The following is a 19654-nucleotide window of genomic DNA, read 5'->3' on the forward strand; positions in this document are numbered from 1 at the left end:
CGCATGAGAGCAGCGGCAAAAACGCTTAAACCAAAACGTCAGGAAGAACAGGCCAACTTTATCAGTTGGCGTTTTGCGTTGCTTTGCGGCTGCATTTTACTGGCGCTGGGTTTCCTGCTGGGACGCGTGGCATGGTTGCAAATCATCGCCCCTGACATGCTGGTTCGACAGGGCGACATGCGTTCCCTTCGCGTTCAGGAAGTGTCGACGTCCCGCGGGATGATCACCGACCGCTCAGGCCGTCCACTGGCCGTGAGCGTACCGGTTAAAGCCATCTGGGCCGATCCGAAAGAACTGCACGATGCGGGTGGTATTACGCTTGATAACCGCTGGAAGGCGCTCTCGGATGCCCTGAAAATGCCGCTGGATCAGCTCGCTTCCCGCGTCAACGCCAATCCAAAAGGGCGTTTTATCTATCTGGCGCGTCAGGTCAACCCTGACATGGCGGACTACATTCGTAAGCTGAAGCTGCCGGGTATTCACCTTCGTGAAGAATCACGCCGCTACTATCCTTCCGGCGAAGTAACCGCTCACCTCATTGGCTTTACCAACGTTGATAGCCAGGGGATTGAGGGCGTTGAAAAAAGCTTCGATAAGTGGCTCACCGGCCAGCCTGGCGAGCGAATTGTTCGTAAAGACCGCTACGGCCGCGTTATCGAAGATATCTCTTCCACGGACAGTCAGGCGGCACACAACCTGGCGCTGAGTATTGATGAGCGTCTGCAGGCATTGGTCTACCGCGAGCTGAACAACGCCGTCGCCTTCAACAAGGCGGAATCCGGCAGCGCCGTGCTGGTGGACGTCAGTACGGGCGAAGTGCTGGCGATGGCCAACAGCCCGTCCTATAACCCGAACAACTTTACCGGCACCGCAAAAGATGCGATGCGTAACCGGGCGATTACCGACGTGTTCGAACCGGGCTCCACGGTGAAACCGATGGTGGTCATGACGGCGCTCCAGCGTGGCATCGTCAATGAAAACACGGTTCTGAACACGATCCCTTACCGTATTAACGGCCACGAGATTAAAGACGTGGCGCGCTACAGCGAATTGACCCTGACCGGGGTTTTACAGAAGTCGAGTAACGTTGGCGTTTCAAAGCTGGCGTTAGCGATGCCGTCCTCAGCGTTAGTAGAGACTTACTCACGTTTTGGGCTTGGAAAGGCGACCAATTTGGGGTTGGTCGGAGAACGCAGTGGCTTATATCCTCAAAAACAACGGTGGTCTGACATAGAGAGGGCCACCTTCTCTTTCGGCTACGGGCTAATGGTAACGCCGTTACAGTTAGCGCGAGTCTACGCAACGATTGGCAGCTATGGCGTCTATCGTCCGCTGTCCATTACCAAAGTTGATCCACCGGTTCCGGGTGAGCGTATCTTCCCGGAATCCATCGTGCGTACCGTCGTTCATATGATGGAAAGCGTGGCGCTGCCTGGCGGCGGCGGCGTGAAGGCGGCGATCAAAGGCTATCGCATCGCCATCAAAACCGGTACCGCGAAAAAAGTGGGGCCAGACGGCCGTTACATCAACAAATACATTGCTTATACCGCAGGCGTTGCGCCTGCCAGTAATCCGCGTTTTGCGCTGGTGGTCGTCATTAACGATCCACAGGCGGGTAAATACTACGGCGGCGCCGTTTCCGCGCCTGTGTTCGGGGCCATCATGGGCGGCGTGTTGCGCACCATGAACATCGAACCGGATGCGCTGGCAACGGGCGAGAAAAGTGAATTTGTAATTAATCAAGGCGAGGGTACAGGTGGCAGATCGTAATTTGCGCGACCTTCTCGCTCCGTGGGTGCCTAATGCACCGGAGCGAGCACTGCGAGAGATGGTACTGGACAGCCGTGCGGCTGCTTCTGGCGATCTTTTTGTGGCGGTGGTCGGTCATCAGGCGGACGGGCGTCGTTATATCCCGCAGGCGATTGCGCAAGGTGTTGCTGCCATTATTGCTGAGGCTAAAGATGAGGCAACCGACGGTGAAATCCGTGAAATGCACGGGGTGCCGGTCATCTATCTCAGTCAGTTAAACGAGCGTCTCTCTGCGCTGGCCGGACGTTTCTATCACGAACCGTCCGATCGGCTGCGTCTGGTGGGCGTGACAGGTACAAACGGCAAAACCACGACCACGCAGCTCATGGCGCAGTGGGCGCAGCTGCTGGGTGAAACCGGTGCGGTCATGGGAACTGTCGGTAACGGTCTGTTGGGCAAAGTGAGCCCGACCGAAAACACCACCGGCTCCGCGGTCGACGTACAGCACGTGCTGGCCGGCCTGGCAGGGCAGGGGGCAACCTTTGCCGCGATGGAAGTCTCTTCCCACGGTCTGGTGCAGCACCGCGTGGCGGCGCTGAAGTTTGCCGCCTCGGTGTTCACTAACCTGAGCCGCGATCACCTTGATTATCATGGTGATATGGAGCATTACGAAGCGGCGAAATGGCTGCTCTACTCCACCCACCATAGCGGACAGGCCATCATCAACGCTGACGACGAAGTCGGTCGCCGCTGGCTGGCGAAGCTGCCGGATGCGGTTGCGGTGTCGATGGAAGACCATATCAACCCGAACTGCCACGGCCGCTGGCTGAAGGCGGTTGCGGTGGATTATCACGACAGTGGCGCCTCCATTCGTTTTAGCTCCTCATGGGGTGACGGTGAAATTGAAAGCCGTCTGATGGGCGCGTTTAACGTCAGCAACCTGCTGCTGGCGCTGGCGACGCTGCTGGCGCTGGGTTATCCGATGAACGCGCTGCTGGAAACGGCTAAGCGTCTGCAGCCGGTATGCGGCCGTATGGAAGTGTTCAGCGCACCGGGCAAACCGACCGTGGTGGTCGATTATGCCCACACGCCGGACGCACTAGAAAAAGCACTGGAAGCGGCGCGTCTGCACTGCACCGGTAAGCTCTGGTGTGTGTTTGGCTGCGGTGGCGACCGTGATAAGGGCAAACGTCCACTGATGGGTGCCATTGCTGAACAGTTCGCGGATATTCCGGTTGTGACCGATGACAACCCGCGTACTGAAGAGCCGCGCGCCATTATTAACGACATTCTATCGGGCATGCTGGATGCAGGCCGCGCCCGCGTGGTGGAAGGCCGTGCGGAAGCCGTGACCAACGCCATCATGCAGGCTCAGGAAAACGACGTTGTGCTGCTGGCCGGGAAAGGCCATGAGGATTATCAGATTGTTGGCAACCGTCGTCTCGATTATTCGGACCGCGTCACGGCCGCGCGTCTGCTGGGAGTCGTGGCATGATTAGCATCACCTTAAGTCAGGCCGCTGCGGTACTGCAGGGCGAGCTGCTGGGTCACGATCTGACCATCGAGGCCGTGACGACCGATACCCGCAAAGTGACCCCGGGTTGTCTGTTTGTGGCGCTGAAGGGCGAACGTTTTGACGCGCATGATTTTGCACAACAGGCCAGGGAGAATGGTGCAGGGGCGCTGCTGGTCAGCCGTAAACTCGCTGTCGATCTGCCGCAGATCGTGGTGAAAGATACCCGTCTGGCATTCGGCGAGCTGGCGGCCTGGGTTCGTCAGCAGGTGCCGACGCGCGTCGTCGCGCTGACCGGTTCATCAGGCAAAACCTCTGTGAAAGAGATGACTGCGGCCATCCTGAGCCAGTGCGGAAATACGCTTTATACAGCAGGCAACCTTAACAATGATATCGGCGTGCCGATGACATTACTTCGCCTGACCAAAGAGCATGAATTTGCCGTGATCGAGTTAGGGGCAAACCACCAGGGCGAAATCGCCTGGACCGTGAGCCTGACGCGCCCGGAAGCAGCGCTGGTGAATAACCTGGCCGCTGCACATCTGGAAGGTTTTGGTTCGCTGGAAGGCGTGGCGAAAGCTAAAGGCGAGATCTATACCGGCCTGCCGGAAGACGGTATCGCCATTATGAATGCCGACAACAATGACTGGCTGAACTGGCAACAGATCATTGGTTCCCGCAAGACCTGGCGCTTCTCGCCGAACGCGGCCAACAGTGATTTTACCGCGACCAATATTCATGTGACTTCGCATGGCACGGAATTCACCCTTAATACCCCAACCGGGGGCATTGAGGTGCTTCTGCCATTGCCGGGTCGTCATAATATCGCCAATGCGCTCGCGGCAGCGGCGCTGTCGATGGCGGTTGGTGCGTCGCATCAGGCGATTAAAACCGGTCTGGCAAATTTAAAAGCCGTGCCGGGGCGTCTGTTCCCGATCCAGCTTGCGGAAAACAAACTGCTTCTGGATGACTCCTATAACGCGAACGTCGGCTCAATGACCGCGGCGGTGCAGGTGTTGTCTGAGATGCCAGGTTATCACGTGCTGGTGGTGGGCGATATGGCTGAGCTGGGTGATGAAAGCGAAGCCTGTCATGTCCAGGTGGGGGACGCGGCGAAAGCGGCAGGTATTGATTGCGTGCTGAGCGCCGGAAAACTGAGCCAGGCGATTAGCCATGCCAGCGGTGTTGGCGAGCACTTTGCCGATAAAGCCGCGCTGATTGAACGCCTTAAGGCATTGATGACAGAAAAACAAATTGTGACTGTGTTAGTGAAAGGTTCACGTAGTGCCGCCATGGAAGAGGTTGTGCACGCATTACAGGAGAACGGGACATGTTAGTTTGGCTGGCCGAACATTTGGTCAAATATTATTCAGGCTTTAACGTCTTTTCCTATCTGACGTTTCGCGCCATTGTCAGCCTGCTGACTGCGCTGTTCATCTCTTTGTGGATGGGCCCGCGCATGATTGCCCGTCTGCAAAAACTCTCCTTCGGTCAGGTTGTGCGTAACGACGGTCCGGAGTCGCACTTCAGCAAGCGAGGTACGCCGACCATGGGCGGGATCATGATCCTGACCGCGATCGTTGTTTCCGTACTGCTGTGGGCTTATCCCTCTAACCCGTACGTCTGGTGCGTACTTACCGTGCTGGTGGGCTACGGCATCATTGGGTTTGTTGATGATTACCGCAAGGTCGTGCGTAAAGACACCAAGGGCCTGATCGCCCGCTGGAAATACTTCTGGATGTCGGTGATTGCGCTGGGCGTGGCCTTCGCGCTGTATCTGGCAGGAAAAGACACCCCCGCCACCGAGCTGGTGGTGCCGTTCTTTAAAGATGTGATGCCGCAACTGGGGCTGTTCTACATTCTGCTGGCCTACTTCGTCATCGTGGGCACCGGTAATGCCGTAAACCTGACCGACGGTCTGGATGGCCTGGCGATTATGCCAACCGTCTTCGTCGCCGCCGGTTTTGCGCTGGTGGCGTGGGCCACAGGTAATATGAACTTTGCTAACTATCTGCACATTCCATACCTGCGACACGCAGGCGAACTGGTTATCGTCTGTACGGCGATTGTCGGGGCGGGACTGGGCTTCCTGTGGTTCAACACCTACCCGGCGCAGGTCTTTATGGGTGACGTCGGTTCACTGGCTCTGGGCGGCGCGCTGGGCATTATTGCCGTACTGCTGCGCCAGGAGTTCCTGCTGGTGATTATGGGTGGGGTATTTGTGGTTGAAACCCTTTCAGTGATTTTGCAGGTCGGGTCCTTCAAGCTGCGCGGTCAGCGCATCTTCCGTATGGCACCGATTCACCATCACTATGAACTGAAAGGCTGGCCGGAACCGCGCGTGATTGTGCGCTTCTGGATTATTTCGCTGATGCTGGTGCTGATTGGCCTGGCAACGCTGAAGGTACGTTAATCATGGCAGATTACCAGGGCAAAAAAGTCGTTATCATCGGGTTGGGGCTGACAGGCCTCTCCTGCGTGGACTTTTTCCTCGCGCGCGGCGTGACGCCGCGCGTAATGGATACGCGTGTTTCTCCGCCGGGTCTGGATAAACTGCCGGAACAGGTTGAACGCCACCTTGGTGGTCTGAATGATGACTGGCTGCTGGCAGCCGATCTGATTGTCGCCAGCCCCGGTATGGCGCTGGCGCATCCTTCACTCAGCGCCGCGGCCGATGCGGGCGTTGAGATTGTCGGTGATATTGAGTTGTTCTGCCGTGAAGCGCAGGCACCCGTTATCGCGATTACCGGCTCTAACGGTAAAAGCACCGTCACCACCCTTGTGGGTGAGATGGCGAAAGCGGCGGGCATGAACGTGGGCGTGGGAGGCAATATTGGCCTGCCAGCGCTAATGCTGCTGGATAAAGGCTGTGAATTGTACGTCCTCGAGCTTTCCAGCTTCCAGCTGGAAACGACCTCCAGCCTTCGTGCGGCCGCGGCGACGATCCTTAACGTTACTGAAGATCATATGGATCGCTATCCGTTTGGTCTGCAGCAGTACCGCGCCGCCAAACTGCGCATTTATGAAAATGCGAAGGTCTGCGTCGTCAACGCGGATGATGCCCTGACCATGCCGGTGCGCGGGGCGGACGATCGCTGCATTAGCTTTGGCATCACCATGGGTGACTATCATCTTAACCGTCAGTTGGGCGAAACCTGGCTGCGCGTGAAGGGTGAGAAAGTGCTGAACGTGAAAGAGATGAAGCTTACCGGCCAGCATAACTACACCAATGCTCTGGCGGCGCTGGCGCTGGCGGATGCCGTAGGGCTGCCGCGTTCGTCCAGCCTGCAAGCATTGACCACCTTTACCGGCCTGGCGCACCGTTTCCAGCTGGCGCTGGAGCACAACGGTGTGCGCTGGATTAACGACTCAAAAGCCACCAACGTCGGCAGTACCGAGGCCGCCCTGAACGGCCTGCACGTTGAAGGGACCCTGCATTTACTGCTGGGCGGTGACGGTAAATCGGCGGATTTCTCCACGCTGAAACCGTATCTCTCCGGGAATAATATCCGCTTGTACTGCTTTGGTCGCGACGGCAGTGAGCTGGCTGAGCTGCGTCCTGACATTGCCGAGCAAACCGAGACCATGGAGCAGGCGATGCGGCTGATTGCCCCTCGCGTGAAGCCGGGTGATATGGTGCTGCTCTCTCCGGCCTGCGCCAGTCTCGATCAATTCAAGAATTTCGAACAGCGTGGCGATCTCTTTACCCGTCTGGCGAAGGAGTTAGGCTGATGCGTTTATCTCTCCCTCGCCTGAAAATGCCGCGCCTGCCAGGATTTGGCGTTCTGGCGTGGGTGTTTGCGGCACTCAAAGGCTGGGTGATGGGCTCTCGTCAAAAAGATAACGACAGCCTGGTCATGTACGACCGTACGCTCTTCTGGCTCACGCTGGGACTGGCGGCGGTTGGTTTTATCATGGTGACCTCGGCGTCAATGCCTGTCGGGCAGCGACTGGCGAACGACCCGTTCCTGTTTGCGAAACGTGATGGCCTGTACATCATCCTGGCGTTCTGTCTGGCGCTGGTGACATTACGTCTGCCGATGGAGTTCTGGCAGCGGCACAGTACCGCGATGCTGATCGCCTCCATCATTATGCTGTTAATCGTACTGGTGGTGGGGAGCTCCGTAAACGGGGCATCGCGCTGGATTGCCTTTGGCCCACTGCGTATTCAGCCCGCGGAATTTACCAAGCTCTCCCTGTTCTGCTACCTGGCTAACTACCTGGTACGTAAAGTGGATGAAGTGCGTAATAACCTGCGCGGCTTCTTAAAACCCATGGGCGTTATTCTGGTGCTGGCGGTCTTACTGCTGGCGCAGCCTGACCTTGGTACCGTGGTCGTGCTGTTTGTCACCACGCTGGCAATGCTGTTCCTGGCCGGGGCGAAGCTGTGGCAGTTCATCGCCATCATCGGAATGGGTATCTCAGCGGTTGTGCTGCTGATCCTCGCCGAGCCTTACCGTATCCGCCGTGTGACCTCATTCTGGAACCCGTGGGAAGACCCGTTTGGCAGCGGTTATCAGCTAACGCAGTCGCTGATGGCTTTTGGTCGCGGTGAAGTCTGGGGTCAGGGGCTGGGCAACTCGGTACAGAAACTGGAGTATTTACCCGAAGCGCACACTGACTTCATCTTCTCCATTATTGGGGAAGAACTGGGTTATATCGGTGTGGTATTAGCGCTATTAATGGTATTCTTCGTCGCTTTCCGCGCCATGTCGATTGGGCGGAAAGCGCTGGAGATCGATCACCGCTTTTCAGGTTTCTTAGCCTGCTCAATAGGTATCTGGTTTAGTTTCCAGGCATTGGTTAACGTCGGGGCCGCAGCGGGTATGCTGCCGACCAAAGGCCTGACGTTGCCGTTGATCAGTTATGGTGGTTCCAGTCTGCTGATTATGTCGACGGCCATCATGATGTTGTTACGCATAGATTATGAAACGCGTCTGGAAAAAGCCCAAGCGTTTACACGAGGTTCACGATGAATCAACCGAAGCGGTTAATGGTGATGGCAGGCGGTACCGGTGGACATGTGTTCCCGGGGCTCGCAGTTGCGCACCATTTAATGGATCAGGGCTGGCAGGTACGCTGGCTGGGAACCGCGGATCGCATGGAAGCCGACCTGGTACCGAAGCACGGTATCGAGATCGACTTTATTCGCATTTCCGGCTTACGCGGAAAAGGCATTAAGGCCCAGCTTCTGGCTCCGGTGCGTATTTTCAACGCCTGGCGTCAGGCGCGCGCCATCATGAAGCGTTTTAAGCCTGATGTGGTGCTGGGGATGGGCGGCTATGTTTCTGGCCCGGGTGGGCTGGCGGCCTGGTCATTGGGCATCCCCGTGGTGCTGCATGAGCAGAACGGCATTGCCGGTCTGACCAATAAATGGCTGGCGAAAATTGCCACCAAAGTGATGCAGGCTTTCCCAGGAGCCTTCCCGAAGGCGGACGTGGTGGGTAACCCGGTGCGCGTAGACGTGCTGGCGCTGCCATTACCGGATGCGCGCCTGGCGGGTCGTGAAGGGCCGGTCCGTGTGCTGGTCGTTGGCGGTTCTCAGGGCGCACGCATTTTAAACCAGACGATGCCGCAGGTTGCAGCAAAGCTGGGGGATGCGGTGACAATCTGGCACCAAAGCGGAAAAGGTGCTCAGCAGATGGTTGAGCAGGCTTACGCCGATGAAGGCCAGCCGCAGCATAAAGTGACGGAATTTATCGACGACATGGCCGCAGCGTATGCCTGGGCCGATGTCGTGGTCTGCCGCTCTGGCGCATTGACGGTGAGCGAAATTGCCGCCGCCGGGTTGCCGGCTCTGTTTGTGCCGTTCCAGCACAAAGACAGACAGCAGTACTGGAACGCGCTGCCGCTTGAGAAAGCCGGCGCCGCGAAAATATTTGAACAGCCACAATTTACCGCCGATACGGTCGCCACCACCCTGGCGGGCTGGAACAGAGAGGCATTACTGGAGATGGCGCAACGCGCACGCGCGACCGCTATTCCTGATGCAACGGAACGGGTGGCAAAAGAAGTGAGCCTGGCAGCCCAGGCTTAACCCTCGCAGCGCGTGTTGCGCTGCACGAATTTTTTAAGTAGTCGATGGCGTTTAGAGAATGAATACACAACAACTGGCAAAACTGCGTTCTATCGTGCCCGAGATGCGTCGCGTCCGGCACATTCACTTTGTTGGCATCGGTGGTGCTGGCATGGGCGGTATTGCCGAAGTGTTAGCTAACGAAGGCTATCAGATCAGCGGGTCTGACCTGGCGCCAAACCCTGTTACGCAGCAGCTGGCGTCGCTTGGGGCGACTATCTATTTCAATCATCGCCCGGAAAACGTGCGCGATGCGAGTGTGGTGGTCGTGTCGAGCGCCATCTCCTCTGATAACCCGGAAATCGTGGCCGCGCACGAAGCGCGTATTCCGGTGATCCGCCGTGCGGAAATGCTGGCGGAGTTGATGCGTTTTCGACATGGCATTGCGATTGCCGGGACCCACGGCAAAACCACCACCACGGCGATGGTCTCCAGCATTTATGCAGAAGCGGGCCTCGACCCGACGTTCGTCAATGGTGGTCTGGTAAAAGCGGCAGGCGTGCATGCGCGTCTCGGACACAGCCGTTATTTAATTGCCGAAGCGGATGAGAGCGATGCGTCGTTCCTGCATCTGCAGCCGATGGTCGCCATCGTCACCAATATCGAAGCCGACCATATGGATACTTACCAGGGCGACTTCGAGAACTTAAAGCAGACCTTTATTAATTTCCTGCACAACCTGCCGTTCTATGGACGCGCGGTAATGTGTGTAGACGATCCGGTGATTCGCGAGCTGTTGCCGCGCGTCGGACGTCAAATCACGACTTACGGCTTCAGCGAAGACGCTGATGTCCGCGTGGAAGATTACAAACAGCTGGGTGCGCAGGGGCATTTCACCCTGGCGCGTCAGGACAAAGAACTGCTGCATGTCACCCTGAATGCACCAGGGCGTCACAACGCCCTGAATGCCGCAGCGGCAGTGGCCGTGGCGACAGAAGAAGGCATTGATGACGAAGCCATTCTTCGTGCACTGGAAAGCTTCCAGGGAACCGGGCGTCGCTTCGACTTCCTCGGTGAATACCCGCTGGAGGCGGTGAACGGTAAACCCGGTACTGCCATGCTGGTTGATGACTACGGTCACCACCCGACGGAAGTGGACGCGACGATCAAAGCCGCGCGTGCAGGCTGGCCAGAAAAAAATCTGGTCATGATCTTCCAGCCGCACCGTTTCACGCGTACCCGTGACCTGTATGACGATTTCGCCAGCGTCCTGTCACAGGTGGATACGCTCCTGATGCTGGATGTTTATGCAGCGGGCGAAACTCCTATTCCTGGTGCAGACAGCCGTTCTTTATGTCGTACCATCCGCGGACGCGGTAAAGTAGACCCTATTTTGGTTTCCGATCCTGCTCAGGTGGCTGAAATTCTGGCCCCGGTGCTGACCGGCAACGATCTAATTCTGATTCAGGGCGCGGGAAATATCGGCAAAATCGCCCGTACCTTAGCTGAAATCAAACTGAAGCCGCAAACTCAGGAGGATGAGCATCATGGCTGATAAGATTGCTGTCCTGTCTGGCGGCACATCCGCCGAGCGCGAGGTTTCCCTGAATTCAGGTGCCGCTGTACTGGCGGGCCTGCGTGAAGGTGGTGTGGATGCGCACCTGGTCGATCCGAAAGAGACTGACGTAACCCAGTTAAAGGCGATGGGCTTCGATAAAGTCTTTATCGCGTTACATGGCCGTGGTGGAGAAGACGGCACCCTTCAGGGGCTGCTGGAACTCACCGGCATGCCGTACACCGGCAGCGGTGTGATGGCCTCCGCCATTTCTATGGATAAACTGCGCAGCAAACTGCTGTGGCAGGGCGCGGGTTTACCCGTTGCCCCCTGGGTTGCCCTGACGCGTCGCGAATTTGAAATGGGCCTCTCCGATAGCGTTAATGCACGCATTGCTGAGCTGGGCTTACCGGTTATTGTAAAGCCCAGCCGCGAAGGGTCGAGCGTTGGCATGTCCAAAGTTGATAAAGCTGAGGATTTATCTTCCGCTTTAGCCCTGGCATTTCAACATGATGAAGAAGTTCTGATTGAAAAATGGCTCAGCGGGCCGGAATTTACCGTCGCGATGCTTGGCGAAGAAATTTTACCGTCAATTCGTATCCAACCGGCCGGAACCTTCTATGATTATGAGGCGAAGTATCTCTCTGATGAGACGCAATATTTCTGCCCAAGTGGTCTTGAAGCTGAGCGTGAAACCGATTTACAGTCCCTGGTGGTTAAAGCCTGGCATGTTCTGGGTTGCCGTGGATGGGGCCGCATCGACGTGATGCTCGACAGTGATGGACAATTTTATCTGCTGGAAGCAAATACTTCTCCGGGAATGACCAGCCACAGCCTTGTGCCGATGGCAGCGCGTCAGGCGGGGATGAGCTTCTCGCAATTAGTCGTACGTATTCTGGACCAGGCGGGCTGATATGTCTCAGGCTGCATTGAACACGCGCAACCGCGATGACGAAGAAGAATACTCTTCTTCACGCCGGAGTAATGGAACGCGTCTTGCAGGTATTATTTTCCTGCTCGGGGTGCTGTGCACCGTGTTTATCAGCGGCTGGATGGTTCTGGGCTGGATGGAAGATGCGCAACGGTTGCCGCTTTCGAAGCTGGTGGTCACCGGTGAGCGTCATTACACCCGTAACGATGACATTCGCCAGACAATTCTGGCGCTGGGATCGCCTGGCACCTTTATGACGCAGGACGTCAATATTATCCAGAGTCAGATTGAACGTCTGCCATGGATAAAACAGGCGAGTGTCAGAAAGCAATGGCCTGATGAATTGAAGATTCATCTGGTTGAATATGTGCCCATTGCGCGTTGGAATGATCAGCACATGGTTGACGTAGACGGAAATTCCTTCAGCGTCCCGGCCGATCGTGTCAACAAGCAAAATTTACCGATGTTGTATGGCCCGGAAGGTAGCGAAAACGAAGTGTTACAAGGTTTTCGTGAAATGGGGCAGGTGCTGGCGAAGGACAGGTTTACGCTAAAAGATGCTGCAATGACGGCGCGCCGCTCCTGGCAACTGACGTTAACGAATGGCATTAAGCTCAACCTGGGTCGCGGGGACACAATGAAACGTCTGGCGCGATTTGTAGAACTTTACCCGGTTTTACAGCAGCAGGCACAGACTGACGGCAAACGGATAAGCTACGTTGATTTGCGCTATGACTCAGGCGCAGCAGTCGGTTGGGAACCGGCTCCGGTCGAGGAACCTAATCAGCAACAGAATCAGGCACAGGTACAGGCAGAACAACAATGATCAAGGCGACGGACAGAAAACTGGTAGTTGGACTGGAGATTGGCACCGCGAAGGTTGCCGCTTTAGTAGGGGAAGTTCTGCCCGACGGTATGGTCAATATCATTGGCGTGGGCAGTTGCCCGTCCCGTGGTATGGATAAAGGTGGGGTTAACGATCTTGAGTCGGTGGTGAAGTGCGTACAGCGCGCCATCGATCAGGCTGAATTGATGGCAGATTGCCAGATTTCCTCTGTTTATCTGGCGCTTTCGGGTAAGCACATTAGCTGCCAGAACGAAATCGGCATGGTGCCGATTTCCGAAGAAGAAGTGACGCAGGAAGACGTTGAAAACGTTGTGCATACGGCGAAATCCGTGCGCGTTCGCGATGAGCATCGCGTGCTGCACGTGATCCCGCAGGAGTATGCGATTGACTACCAGGAAGGGATCAAAAACCCGGTCGGTCTTTCCGGCGTACGTATGCAGGCAAAAGTGCACTTGATCACATGTCACAACGATATGGCGAAGAACATTGTAAAAGCCGTTGAACGTTGTGGCCTGAAAGTTGACCAACTCATTTTCGCCGGTCTTGCAGCGAGCTATTCCGTGCTGACCGAAGATGAACGTGAACTGGGTGTCTGTGTGGTCGATATTGGTGGTGGTACAATGGACATGGCCGTGTATACCGGCGGTGCGCTGCGCCACACCAAAGTGATCCCGTATGCCGGGAACGTTGTGACCAGCGATATTGCTTACGCTTTTGGTACGCCACCGAGTGATGCAGAAGCGATTAAAGTACGCCACGGCTGTGCGCTGGGGTCTATCGTTGGCAAAGATGAGAGCGTTGAAGTGCCGAGTGTGGGCGGACGTCCACCGCGCAGCCTGCAGCGCCAGACGTTGGCAGAGGTCATTGAGCCGCGTTATACCGAGCTGCTTAACCTGGTCAACGAAGAGATTTTGCAGTTACAGGAACAGCTTCGCCAGCAGGGCGTGAAACATCATCTTGCAGCGGGGATTGTATTAACCGGCGGGGCAGCGCAAATTGAAGGTCTTGCGGCCTGCGCTCAGCGCGTGTTCCATACGCAAGTGCGTATCGGTGCTCCGCTGAATATCACCGGTTTAACGGATTATGCTCAGGAGCCGTACTATTCAACGGCCGTGGGCCTGCTCCACTACGGGAAAGAATCTCATCTCAGTGGTGAAGCAGAAGTGGAAAAACGCGTCTCAGTTGGGTCGTGGGTCAAACGACTGAACAACTGGTTGCGAAAAGAGTTTTAATTTTTTTAAGAGACCGGAGAGAATTAGCGGTCTCGGGCGACAGGCACAACGGAGAGAGAAATTATGTTTGAACCTATGGAACTGACCAACGACGCGGTGATTAAAGTCATCGGCGTCGGTGGCGGCGGCGGTAACGCCGTAGAGCATATGGTGCGTGAACGCATTGAAGGTGTTGAGTTCTTTGCAGTTAACACCGATGCACAGGCACTGCGTAAGACGGCTGTAGGCCAGACTATCCAGATCGGCGGTGGCATCACCAAAGGGCTGGGCGCTGGGGCTAACCCGGAAGTCGGTCGTAATGCGGCTGAAGAAGATCGTGAGGCCCTGCGCGCTGCACTGGAAGGTGCGGACATGGTCTTTATCGCAGCGGGTATGGGTGGCGGTACGGGTACCGGCGCAGCACCTGTTGTGGCTGAAGTAGCGAAAGATTTAGGTATCCTGACCGTTGCTGTCGTGACCAAGCCTTTCAACTTTGAAGGCAAGAAGCGTATGGCTTTCGCGGAGCAGGGTATCACTGAACTGTCCAAGCACGTGGACTCGTTGATTACCATCCCGAACGACAAACTGTTGAAAGTTCTGGGTCGCGGTATCTCTCTGCTGGACGCTTTTGGCGCAGCCAACGACGTGCTGAAAGGCGCGGTGCAGGGTATCGCTGAACTGATTACCCGTCCGGGTCTGATGAACGTTGACTTTGCAGACGTTCGTACCGTGATGTCCGAAATGGGCTACGCGATGATGGGCTCTGGCGTGGCAAGCGGTGAAGACCGTGCAGAAGAAGCGGCTGAAATGGCTATCTCTTCTCCACTGCTGGAAGATATCGACCTGTCTGGTGCGCGCGGCGTGCTGGTCAACATTACCGCTGGCTTCGACCTGCGTCTGGATGAGTTTGAAACCGTGGGTAACACTATCCGTGCGTTCGCCTCTGACAACGCTACCGTGGTAATCGGTACTTCCCTTGACCCGGAAATGAACGACGAGCTGCGTGTTACTGTTGTTGCTACCGGTATCGGTATGGACAAGCGTCCTGAGATCACCCTGGTGACCAACAAACAGACTCAGCAGCCGGTTATGGATCGTTACCAGCAGCACGGTATGTCTCCTCTGACTCAGGAGCAGAAACCGGCCGCGAAAGTGGTTAACGACCCCACTCCGCAAACGGCGAAAGAGCCAGATTATCTGGATATCCCGGCGTTCCTGCGCAAGCAAGCTGACTAAGAATTGGCTGGAATTTGGGGATTTTCGCTCTTTGTGCTAAACTGGCCCACCGTCAGTGATATACACTTTCGGTTGGATAGTTAATTTGGCGAGATTATACGATGATCAAACAAAGGACACTTAAACGTATCGTTCAGGCGACTGGTGTCGGTTTACATACCGGCAAGAAAGTCACACTGACGTTACGCCCTGCGCCGGCCAATACCGGGGTCATCTATCGTCGCACCGACTTGAATCCACCGGTAGACTTTCCGGCCGATGCCAAATCTGTGCGTGATACTATGCTCTGTACTTGTCTGGTGAACGAGCATGACGTGCGGATTTCTACCGTAGAGCACCTGAACGCCGCCCTGGCGGGTCTGGGTATCGACAACATTATGGTTGAAGTCGATGCGCCAGAAATCCCGATCATGGATGGTAGTGCTGCTCCGTTCGTCTATCTGTTGCTGGATGCCGGCATCGAAGAACTGAACTGCGCGAAAAAATTTGTTCGTATCAAAGAGACCGTTCGCGTCGAAGATGGCGACAAATGGGCTGAATTCAAACCGTACAATGGTTTCTCGTTGGACTTTACCATCGATTTTAACCATCCGGCGATTGATGCCAGCACCCAACGCTATGCGATGAACTTCTCTGCTGATGCGTTTATGCGCCAGATCAGCCGTGCCCGTACGTTTGGCTTCATGCGTGATATCGAATATCTGCAGTCCCGCGGCCTGTGCCTGGGCGGCAGCTTCGATTGTGCCATCGTTGTTGACGATTATCGCGTACTGAACGAAGACGGTCTGCGTTTTGAAGATGAATTCGTTCGTCACAAAATGCTGGATGCTATCGGCGACCTGTTTATGTGTGGTCACAACATCATTGGTGCATTTACCGCGTTTAAATCCGGTCATGCACTGAACAACAAACTGTTGCAGGCAGTCCTGGCAAAACAGGAAGCCTGGGAATATGTGACCTTTGAAGACGAAGCTGAGCTGCCGCTGGCCTTCAAAGCACCAAACACGGTACTGGCGTAACGGTTAAAGCCGTTTCGTAAAAAATCGACTGGTTAACCTGGTACTCTCTCCGACCAGGGAGACCAGTCGTTTTTATTTTTACCCCTCTTCATTTATTTGCCCCAGCGTCACTTCTCGTTTGCCCGGTGCAGAAAATCTGTGCGTTAGCTGCATTCTTGACCGTTTTTCCCCGCAGCAATACGTCATTCCTGCTGCTGTGTATTGGCTTTAGTGGTAATATCTGGGCGCTTAAAAGAATAATTGAATTCAGCCTGTTGAAGGCTGGCTTAATGTGGTGGAGCAAGTGAGCGGAATACTGACGCGCTGGCGACAATTTGGCAGACGTTACTTCTGGCCGCATCTCTTATTAGGGATGGTCGCGGCGAGTTTCGGCTTGCCTGCGCTCAGCAACAGTGCGGAAGCGGCGACGCCGACGAAGACCTCCACAACCAAACACGATCTCAACACGCGGGTTAATTTTACTAACCTGGCGTGGCTTGAAGCCAATCGCCGCCCGAATTTCTCGGTGGATTACTGGCACCAGCATGCGATCCGTACCGTTATTCGCCATCTGTCATTTGCGATGGCTCCGCAGGCACTGCCTGTTGCTGAAGAGACGCTGCCGGTACAGGCGCAGCATCTTGCTCTGCTGGACACGCTTAACGCGCTGCTTACGCAGGACAGTCAACCACCCGTCATGGTGCGTCAGACCACGCAAATCGCGCACGTTCCTCCTGCGAGCTTCTCCGTTTCGACATGGATTAGCCAGGCTCACGGCATCCGCGCCGGGCCTCAACGCCTCAGCTAAATTAACCTTTTTTCAATACCTTAATTTATCTGCCCAACCTGGGGCGTTTGAGAATTTATTATGCTAATCAAATTGTTAACAAAAGTTTTTGGTAGTCGTAACGATCGTACCCTGCGCCGTATGCGCAAAGCTGTTACCGTCATCAATGGCATGGAGCCGGCGATGGAGAAGCTCTCTGATGACGAGCTGAAAGCGAAAACCGTAGAATTCCGCGCGCGTCTTGAAAAAGGCGAAACGCTGGAAAGCCTGATCCCGGAAGCCTTCGCCGTTGTGCGTGAGGCCAGTAAACGTGTGTTTGGCATGCGTCACTTCGACGTTCAGCTGCTGGGTGGTATGGTGCTTAACGAGCGCTGCATCGCGGAAATGCGTACCGGTGAAGGTAAAACCCTGACCGCAACGCTGCCCGCCTATCTGAACGCACTGACCGGTAAAGGCGTTCACGTCGTTACCGTCAACGACTATCTGGCACAGCGTGATGCCGAAAACAACCGTCCCCTGTTCGAATTCCTGGGCATGACCGTTGGCATCAACATGTCCGGTCTGCCGGCACCCGCCAAACGTGAAGCCTATAACGCGGATATCACCTACGGTACCAACAACGAATACGGCTTCGACTACCTGCGTGACAACATGGCGTTTAGCCCTGAAGAGCGCGTGCAGCGTAAATTGCACTATGCGCTGGTGGATGAGGTGGACTCCATCCTGATCGATGAAGCGCGTACCCCGCTGATCATCTCCGGCCCGGCCGAAGACAGCTCCGAGATGTACCGTAAAGTCGATAAAATCATTCCGCACCTGCTGCGTCAGGAGAAAGAAGATTCCGACACCTTCCAGGGTGAAGGTCACTTCTCTGTCGATGAAAAAGCGCGCCAGGTGAACCTGACCGAACGCGGTCTGGTGAAAATTGAAGAGCTGCTGGTGGCTGAAGGCATCATGGAAGAGGGCGAGTCTCTGTACTCTCCGACGAACATTATGCTGATGCACCACGTCACTGCCGCGCTGCGTGCCCACGCGCTGTTCACCCGCGATGTCGACTACATCGTGAAAGACGGTGAAGTTATCATCGTTGATGAGCACACCGGCCGTACCATGCAGGGACGTCGCTGGTCTGACGGTCTGCACCAGGCCGTTGAGGCCAAAGAAGGCGTTGATATTCAAAATGAAAACCAGACGCTGGCCTCTATTACCTTCCAGAACTACTTCCGTTTGTACGAGAAGCTGGCGGGGATGACCGGTACTGCAGATACCGAAGCATTTGAATTCAGCTCCATCTACAAACTGGATACCGTGGTCGTTCCAACCAACCGTCCAATGATCCGTAAGGATATGCCGGACCTGGTGTACATGACCGAAGCGGAAAAAATTCAGGCAATCATTGAAGATATTCGCGATCGTACCGCTAATGGCCAGCCGGTGCTGGTGGGGACAATCTCCATCGAGAAATCCGAAGTGGTTTCCAATGAGTTGACCAAAGCGGGCATCAAACACAACGTTCTGAACGCCAAATTCCACGCCAAAGAGGCGGATATCGTTGCGCAGGCGGGTTACCCGGCAGCGGTAACAATCGCCACCAACATGGCGGGTCGTGGTACCGACATTATGCTGGGTGGTAGCTGGCAGGCAGAGATTGCCGAGCTGGAAAACCCAACGCCGGAGCAGATTGCTCAGATTAAAGCGGACTGGCAGGTACGCCATGACGCGGTGCTGGCATCCGGTGGTTTGCATATCATTGGTACCGAACGTCACGAATCTCGTCGTATCGATAACCAGCTGCGCGGCCGTGCGGGTCGTCAGGGCGATGCCGGTTCTTCCCGCTTCTACCTGTCTATGGAAGATGCGCTGATGCGTATTTTCGCCTCCGACCGTGTTTCCGGCATGATGCGTAAACTGGGTATGAAACCTGGCGAAGCCATTGAACACCCGTGGGTCACCAAAGCGATTGCTAACGCCCAGCGTAAAGTGGAAAGCCGCAACTTCGATATTCGTAAGCAGCTGCTGGAATATGATGATGTGGCCAACGACCAGCGTCGTGCCATCTATACCCAGCGTAACGAACTGCTGGACGTGTCCGACGTGAGCGACACCATCAACAGCATTCGCGAAGACGTATTCAAAGCGACTATCGATGCGCATATTCCACCGCAGTCTCTGGAAGAAATGTGGGATATTGAAGGTCTGCAGGAACGCCTGAAAAACGACTTCGACCTCGAACTGCCAATCAAAGAGTGGCTGGACAAAGAGCCTGAGCTGCACGAAGAGACCCTGCGTGAACGTATTTTCGAAACCGCGCTGGACGTATACAAGCGTAAGGAAGAAGTCGTTGGCGCTGAGATGATGCGTCACTTCGAAAAAGGCGTGATGCTGCAAACGCTGGACTCCCTGTGGAAAGAGCACCTGGCGGCGATGGACTACCTGCGTCAGGGTATCCACCTGCGTGGTTACGCGCAGAAAGATCCGAAGCAGGAGTACAAGCGTGAATCCTTCGCCATGTTTGCGTCCATGCTGGAGTCACTGAAGTATGAAGTGATCAGCACCCTGAGCAAAGTTCAGGTACGCATGCCGGAAGAAGTGGAAGCAATGGAGCAACAGCGCCGTGAAGAAGCTGAGCGTCTGGCACAGATGCAACAGCTGAGCCACCAGACTGACGAGAGCGAAGCTGCGGCAGCGATCGCGGCCCAGACTGGCGATCGTAAAGTTGGCCGCAACGATCCGTGCCCGTGTGGTTCCGGTAAAAAATACAAGGCGTGCCACGGTCGTCTGAGCTAAATTCATAACAAAACAAAAAGGCGC

At 55.6% G+C, this 19654-nt stretch carries 15 protein-coding genes; all 15 read left to right on the top strand.

The annotated features are described in order from the left end of the window. The first annotated feature begins 3 nt into the window (after positions 1–3). The 15 genes from BH714_RS18340 to secA all read left to right on the top strand — a co-directional run bounded on the left by BH714_RS18340 (position 4) and on the right by secA (position 19630). Positions 4–1770, top strand: a complete 1767-nt coding sequence (locus BH714_RS18340; protein WP_014168624.1) for a peptidoglycan glycosyltransferase FtsI — start codon at positions 4–6, stop codon at positions 1768–1770. After that, positions 1757–3244 carry a UDP-N-acetylmuramoyl-L-alanyl-D-glutamate--2,6-diaminopimelate ligase gene (murE, locus tag BH714_RS18345; protein ID WP_052445461.1) on the top strand — a complete coding sequence of 496 codons (1488 nt, stop codon included), beginning with the start codon at positions 1757–1759 and terminating at the stop codon, positions 3242–3244. The genes BH714_RS18340 and murE overlap by 14 nt, the downstream gene beginning before the upstream one ends. After that, positions 3241–4599 (top strand): UDP-N-acetylmuramoyl-tripeptide--D-alanyl-D-alanine ligase, encoded by a 1359-nt coding sequence (gene murF, locus BH714_RS18350; RefSeq protein ID WP_040018621.1) that lies wholly within the window; start codon positions 3241–3243, stop codon positions 4597–4599. The genes murE and murF overlap by 4 nt, the downstream gene beginning before the upstream one ends. After that, positions 4593–5675, top strand: a complete 1083-nt coding sequence (mraY, locus tag BH714_RS18355) for a phospho-N-acetylmuramoyl-pentapeptide-transferase (RefSeq protein WP_008501985.1) — start codon at positions 4593–4595, stop codon at positions 5673–5675. The genes murF and mraY overlap by 7 nt, the downstream gene beginning before the upstream one ends. 2 nt (positions 5676–5677) lie before the next feature. Next, positions 5678–6994: a UDP-N-acetylmuramoyl-L-alanine--D-glutamate ligase gene (gene murD, locus BH714_RS18360; protein WP_040018623.1), complete on the top strand. Its 1317-nt coding sequence runs from the start codon at positions 5678–5680 to the stop codon at positions 6992–6994. Next, complete coding sequence (ftsW, locus tag BH714_RS18365; RefSeq protein ID WP_014168628.1) at positions 6994–8238, top strand: cell division protein FtsW; 1245 nt, start codon at positions 6994–6996, stop codon at positions 8236–8238. Before murD ends, ftsW begins: the two co-directional genes overlap by 1 nt. Continuing rightward, entirely contained in the window at positions 8235–9299 is a 1065-nt protein-coding gene (gene murG / locus BH714_RS18370; protein WP_040018625.1) for an undecaprenyldiphospho-muramoylpentapeptide beta-N-acetylglucosaminyltransferase, read from the top strand. Before ftsW ends, murG begins: the two co-directional genes overlap by 4 nt. Positions 9300–9357: 58 nt before the next feature. Next, positions 9358–10833 carry a UDP-N-acetylmuramate--L-alanine ligase gene (gene murC / locus BH714_RS18375; RefSeq protein ID WP_014168630.1) on the top strand — a complete coding sequence of 492 codons (1476 nt, stop codon included), beginning with the start codon at positions 9358–9360 and terminating at the stop codon, positions 10831–10833. Continuing rightward, positions 10826–11746, top strand: a complete 921-nt coding sequence (locus BH714_RS18380) for a D-alanine--D-alanine ligase (RefSeq protein ID WP_025205414.1) — start codon at positions 10826–10828, stop codon at positions 11744–11746. The genes murC and BH714_RS18380 overlap by 8 nt, the downstream gene beginning before the upstream one ends. A 1-nt stretch (position 11747) precedes the next feature. Then, on the top strand, positions 11748–12590 hold the full coding sequence (gene ftsQ / locus BH714_RS18385) for a cell division protein FtsQ (protein ID WP_014168632.1): 843 nt from the start codon (positions 11748–11750) through the stop codon (positions 12588–12590). Continuing rightward, complete coding sequence (gene ftsA, locus BH714_RS18390; protein WP_006173845.1) at positions 12587–13843, top strand: cell division protein FtsA; 1257 nt, start codon at positions 12587–12589, stop codon at positions 13841–13843. Before ftsQ ends, ftsA begins: the two co-directional genes overlap by 4 nt. Positions 13844–13906: 63 nt before the next feature. After that, positions 13907–15058: a cell division protein FtsZ gene (ftsZ, locus tag BH714_RS18395; RefSeq protein ID WP_008501978.1), complete on the top strand. Its 1152-nt coding sequence runs from the start codon at positions 13907–13909 to the stop codon at positions 15056–15058. A 101-nt stretch (positions 15059–15159) separates the two neighbouring features. Next, positions 15160–16077, top strand: a complete 918-nt coding sequence (gene lpxC, locus BH714_RS18400; RefSeq protein WP_014168633.1) for a UDP-3-O-acyl-N-acetylglucosamine deacetylase — start codon at positions 15160–15162, stop codon at positions 16075–16077. 283 nt (positions 16078–16360) lie between these two features. Next, positions 16361–16864, top strand: coding sequence for a secA translation cis-regulator SecM (gene secM, locus BH714_RS18405; RefSeq protein ID WP_073970991.1), 504 nt, complete (start codon positions 16361–16363; stop codon positions 16862–16864). Between the two features lie 60 nt (positions 16865–16924). Further along, positions 16925–19630, top strand: a complete 2706-nt coding sequence (gene secA / locus BH714_RS18410) for a preprotein translocase subunit SecA (protein WP_014168636.1) — start codon at positions 16925–16927, stop codon at positions 19628–19630. Positions 19631–19654 lie beyond the last annotated feature (24 nt).

The sequence above is a fragment of the Enterobacter ludwigii genome, assembly GCF_001750725.1.
In the GTDB taxonomy this organism is placed as follows: Bacteria; Pseudomonadota; Gammaproteobacteria; order Enterobacterales; family Enterobacteriaceae; genus Enterobacter; species Enterobacter ludwigii.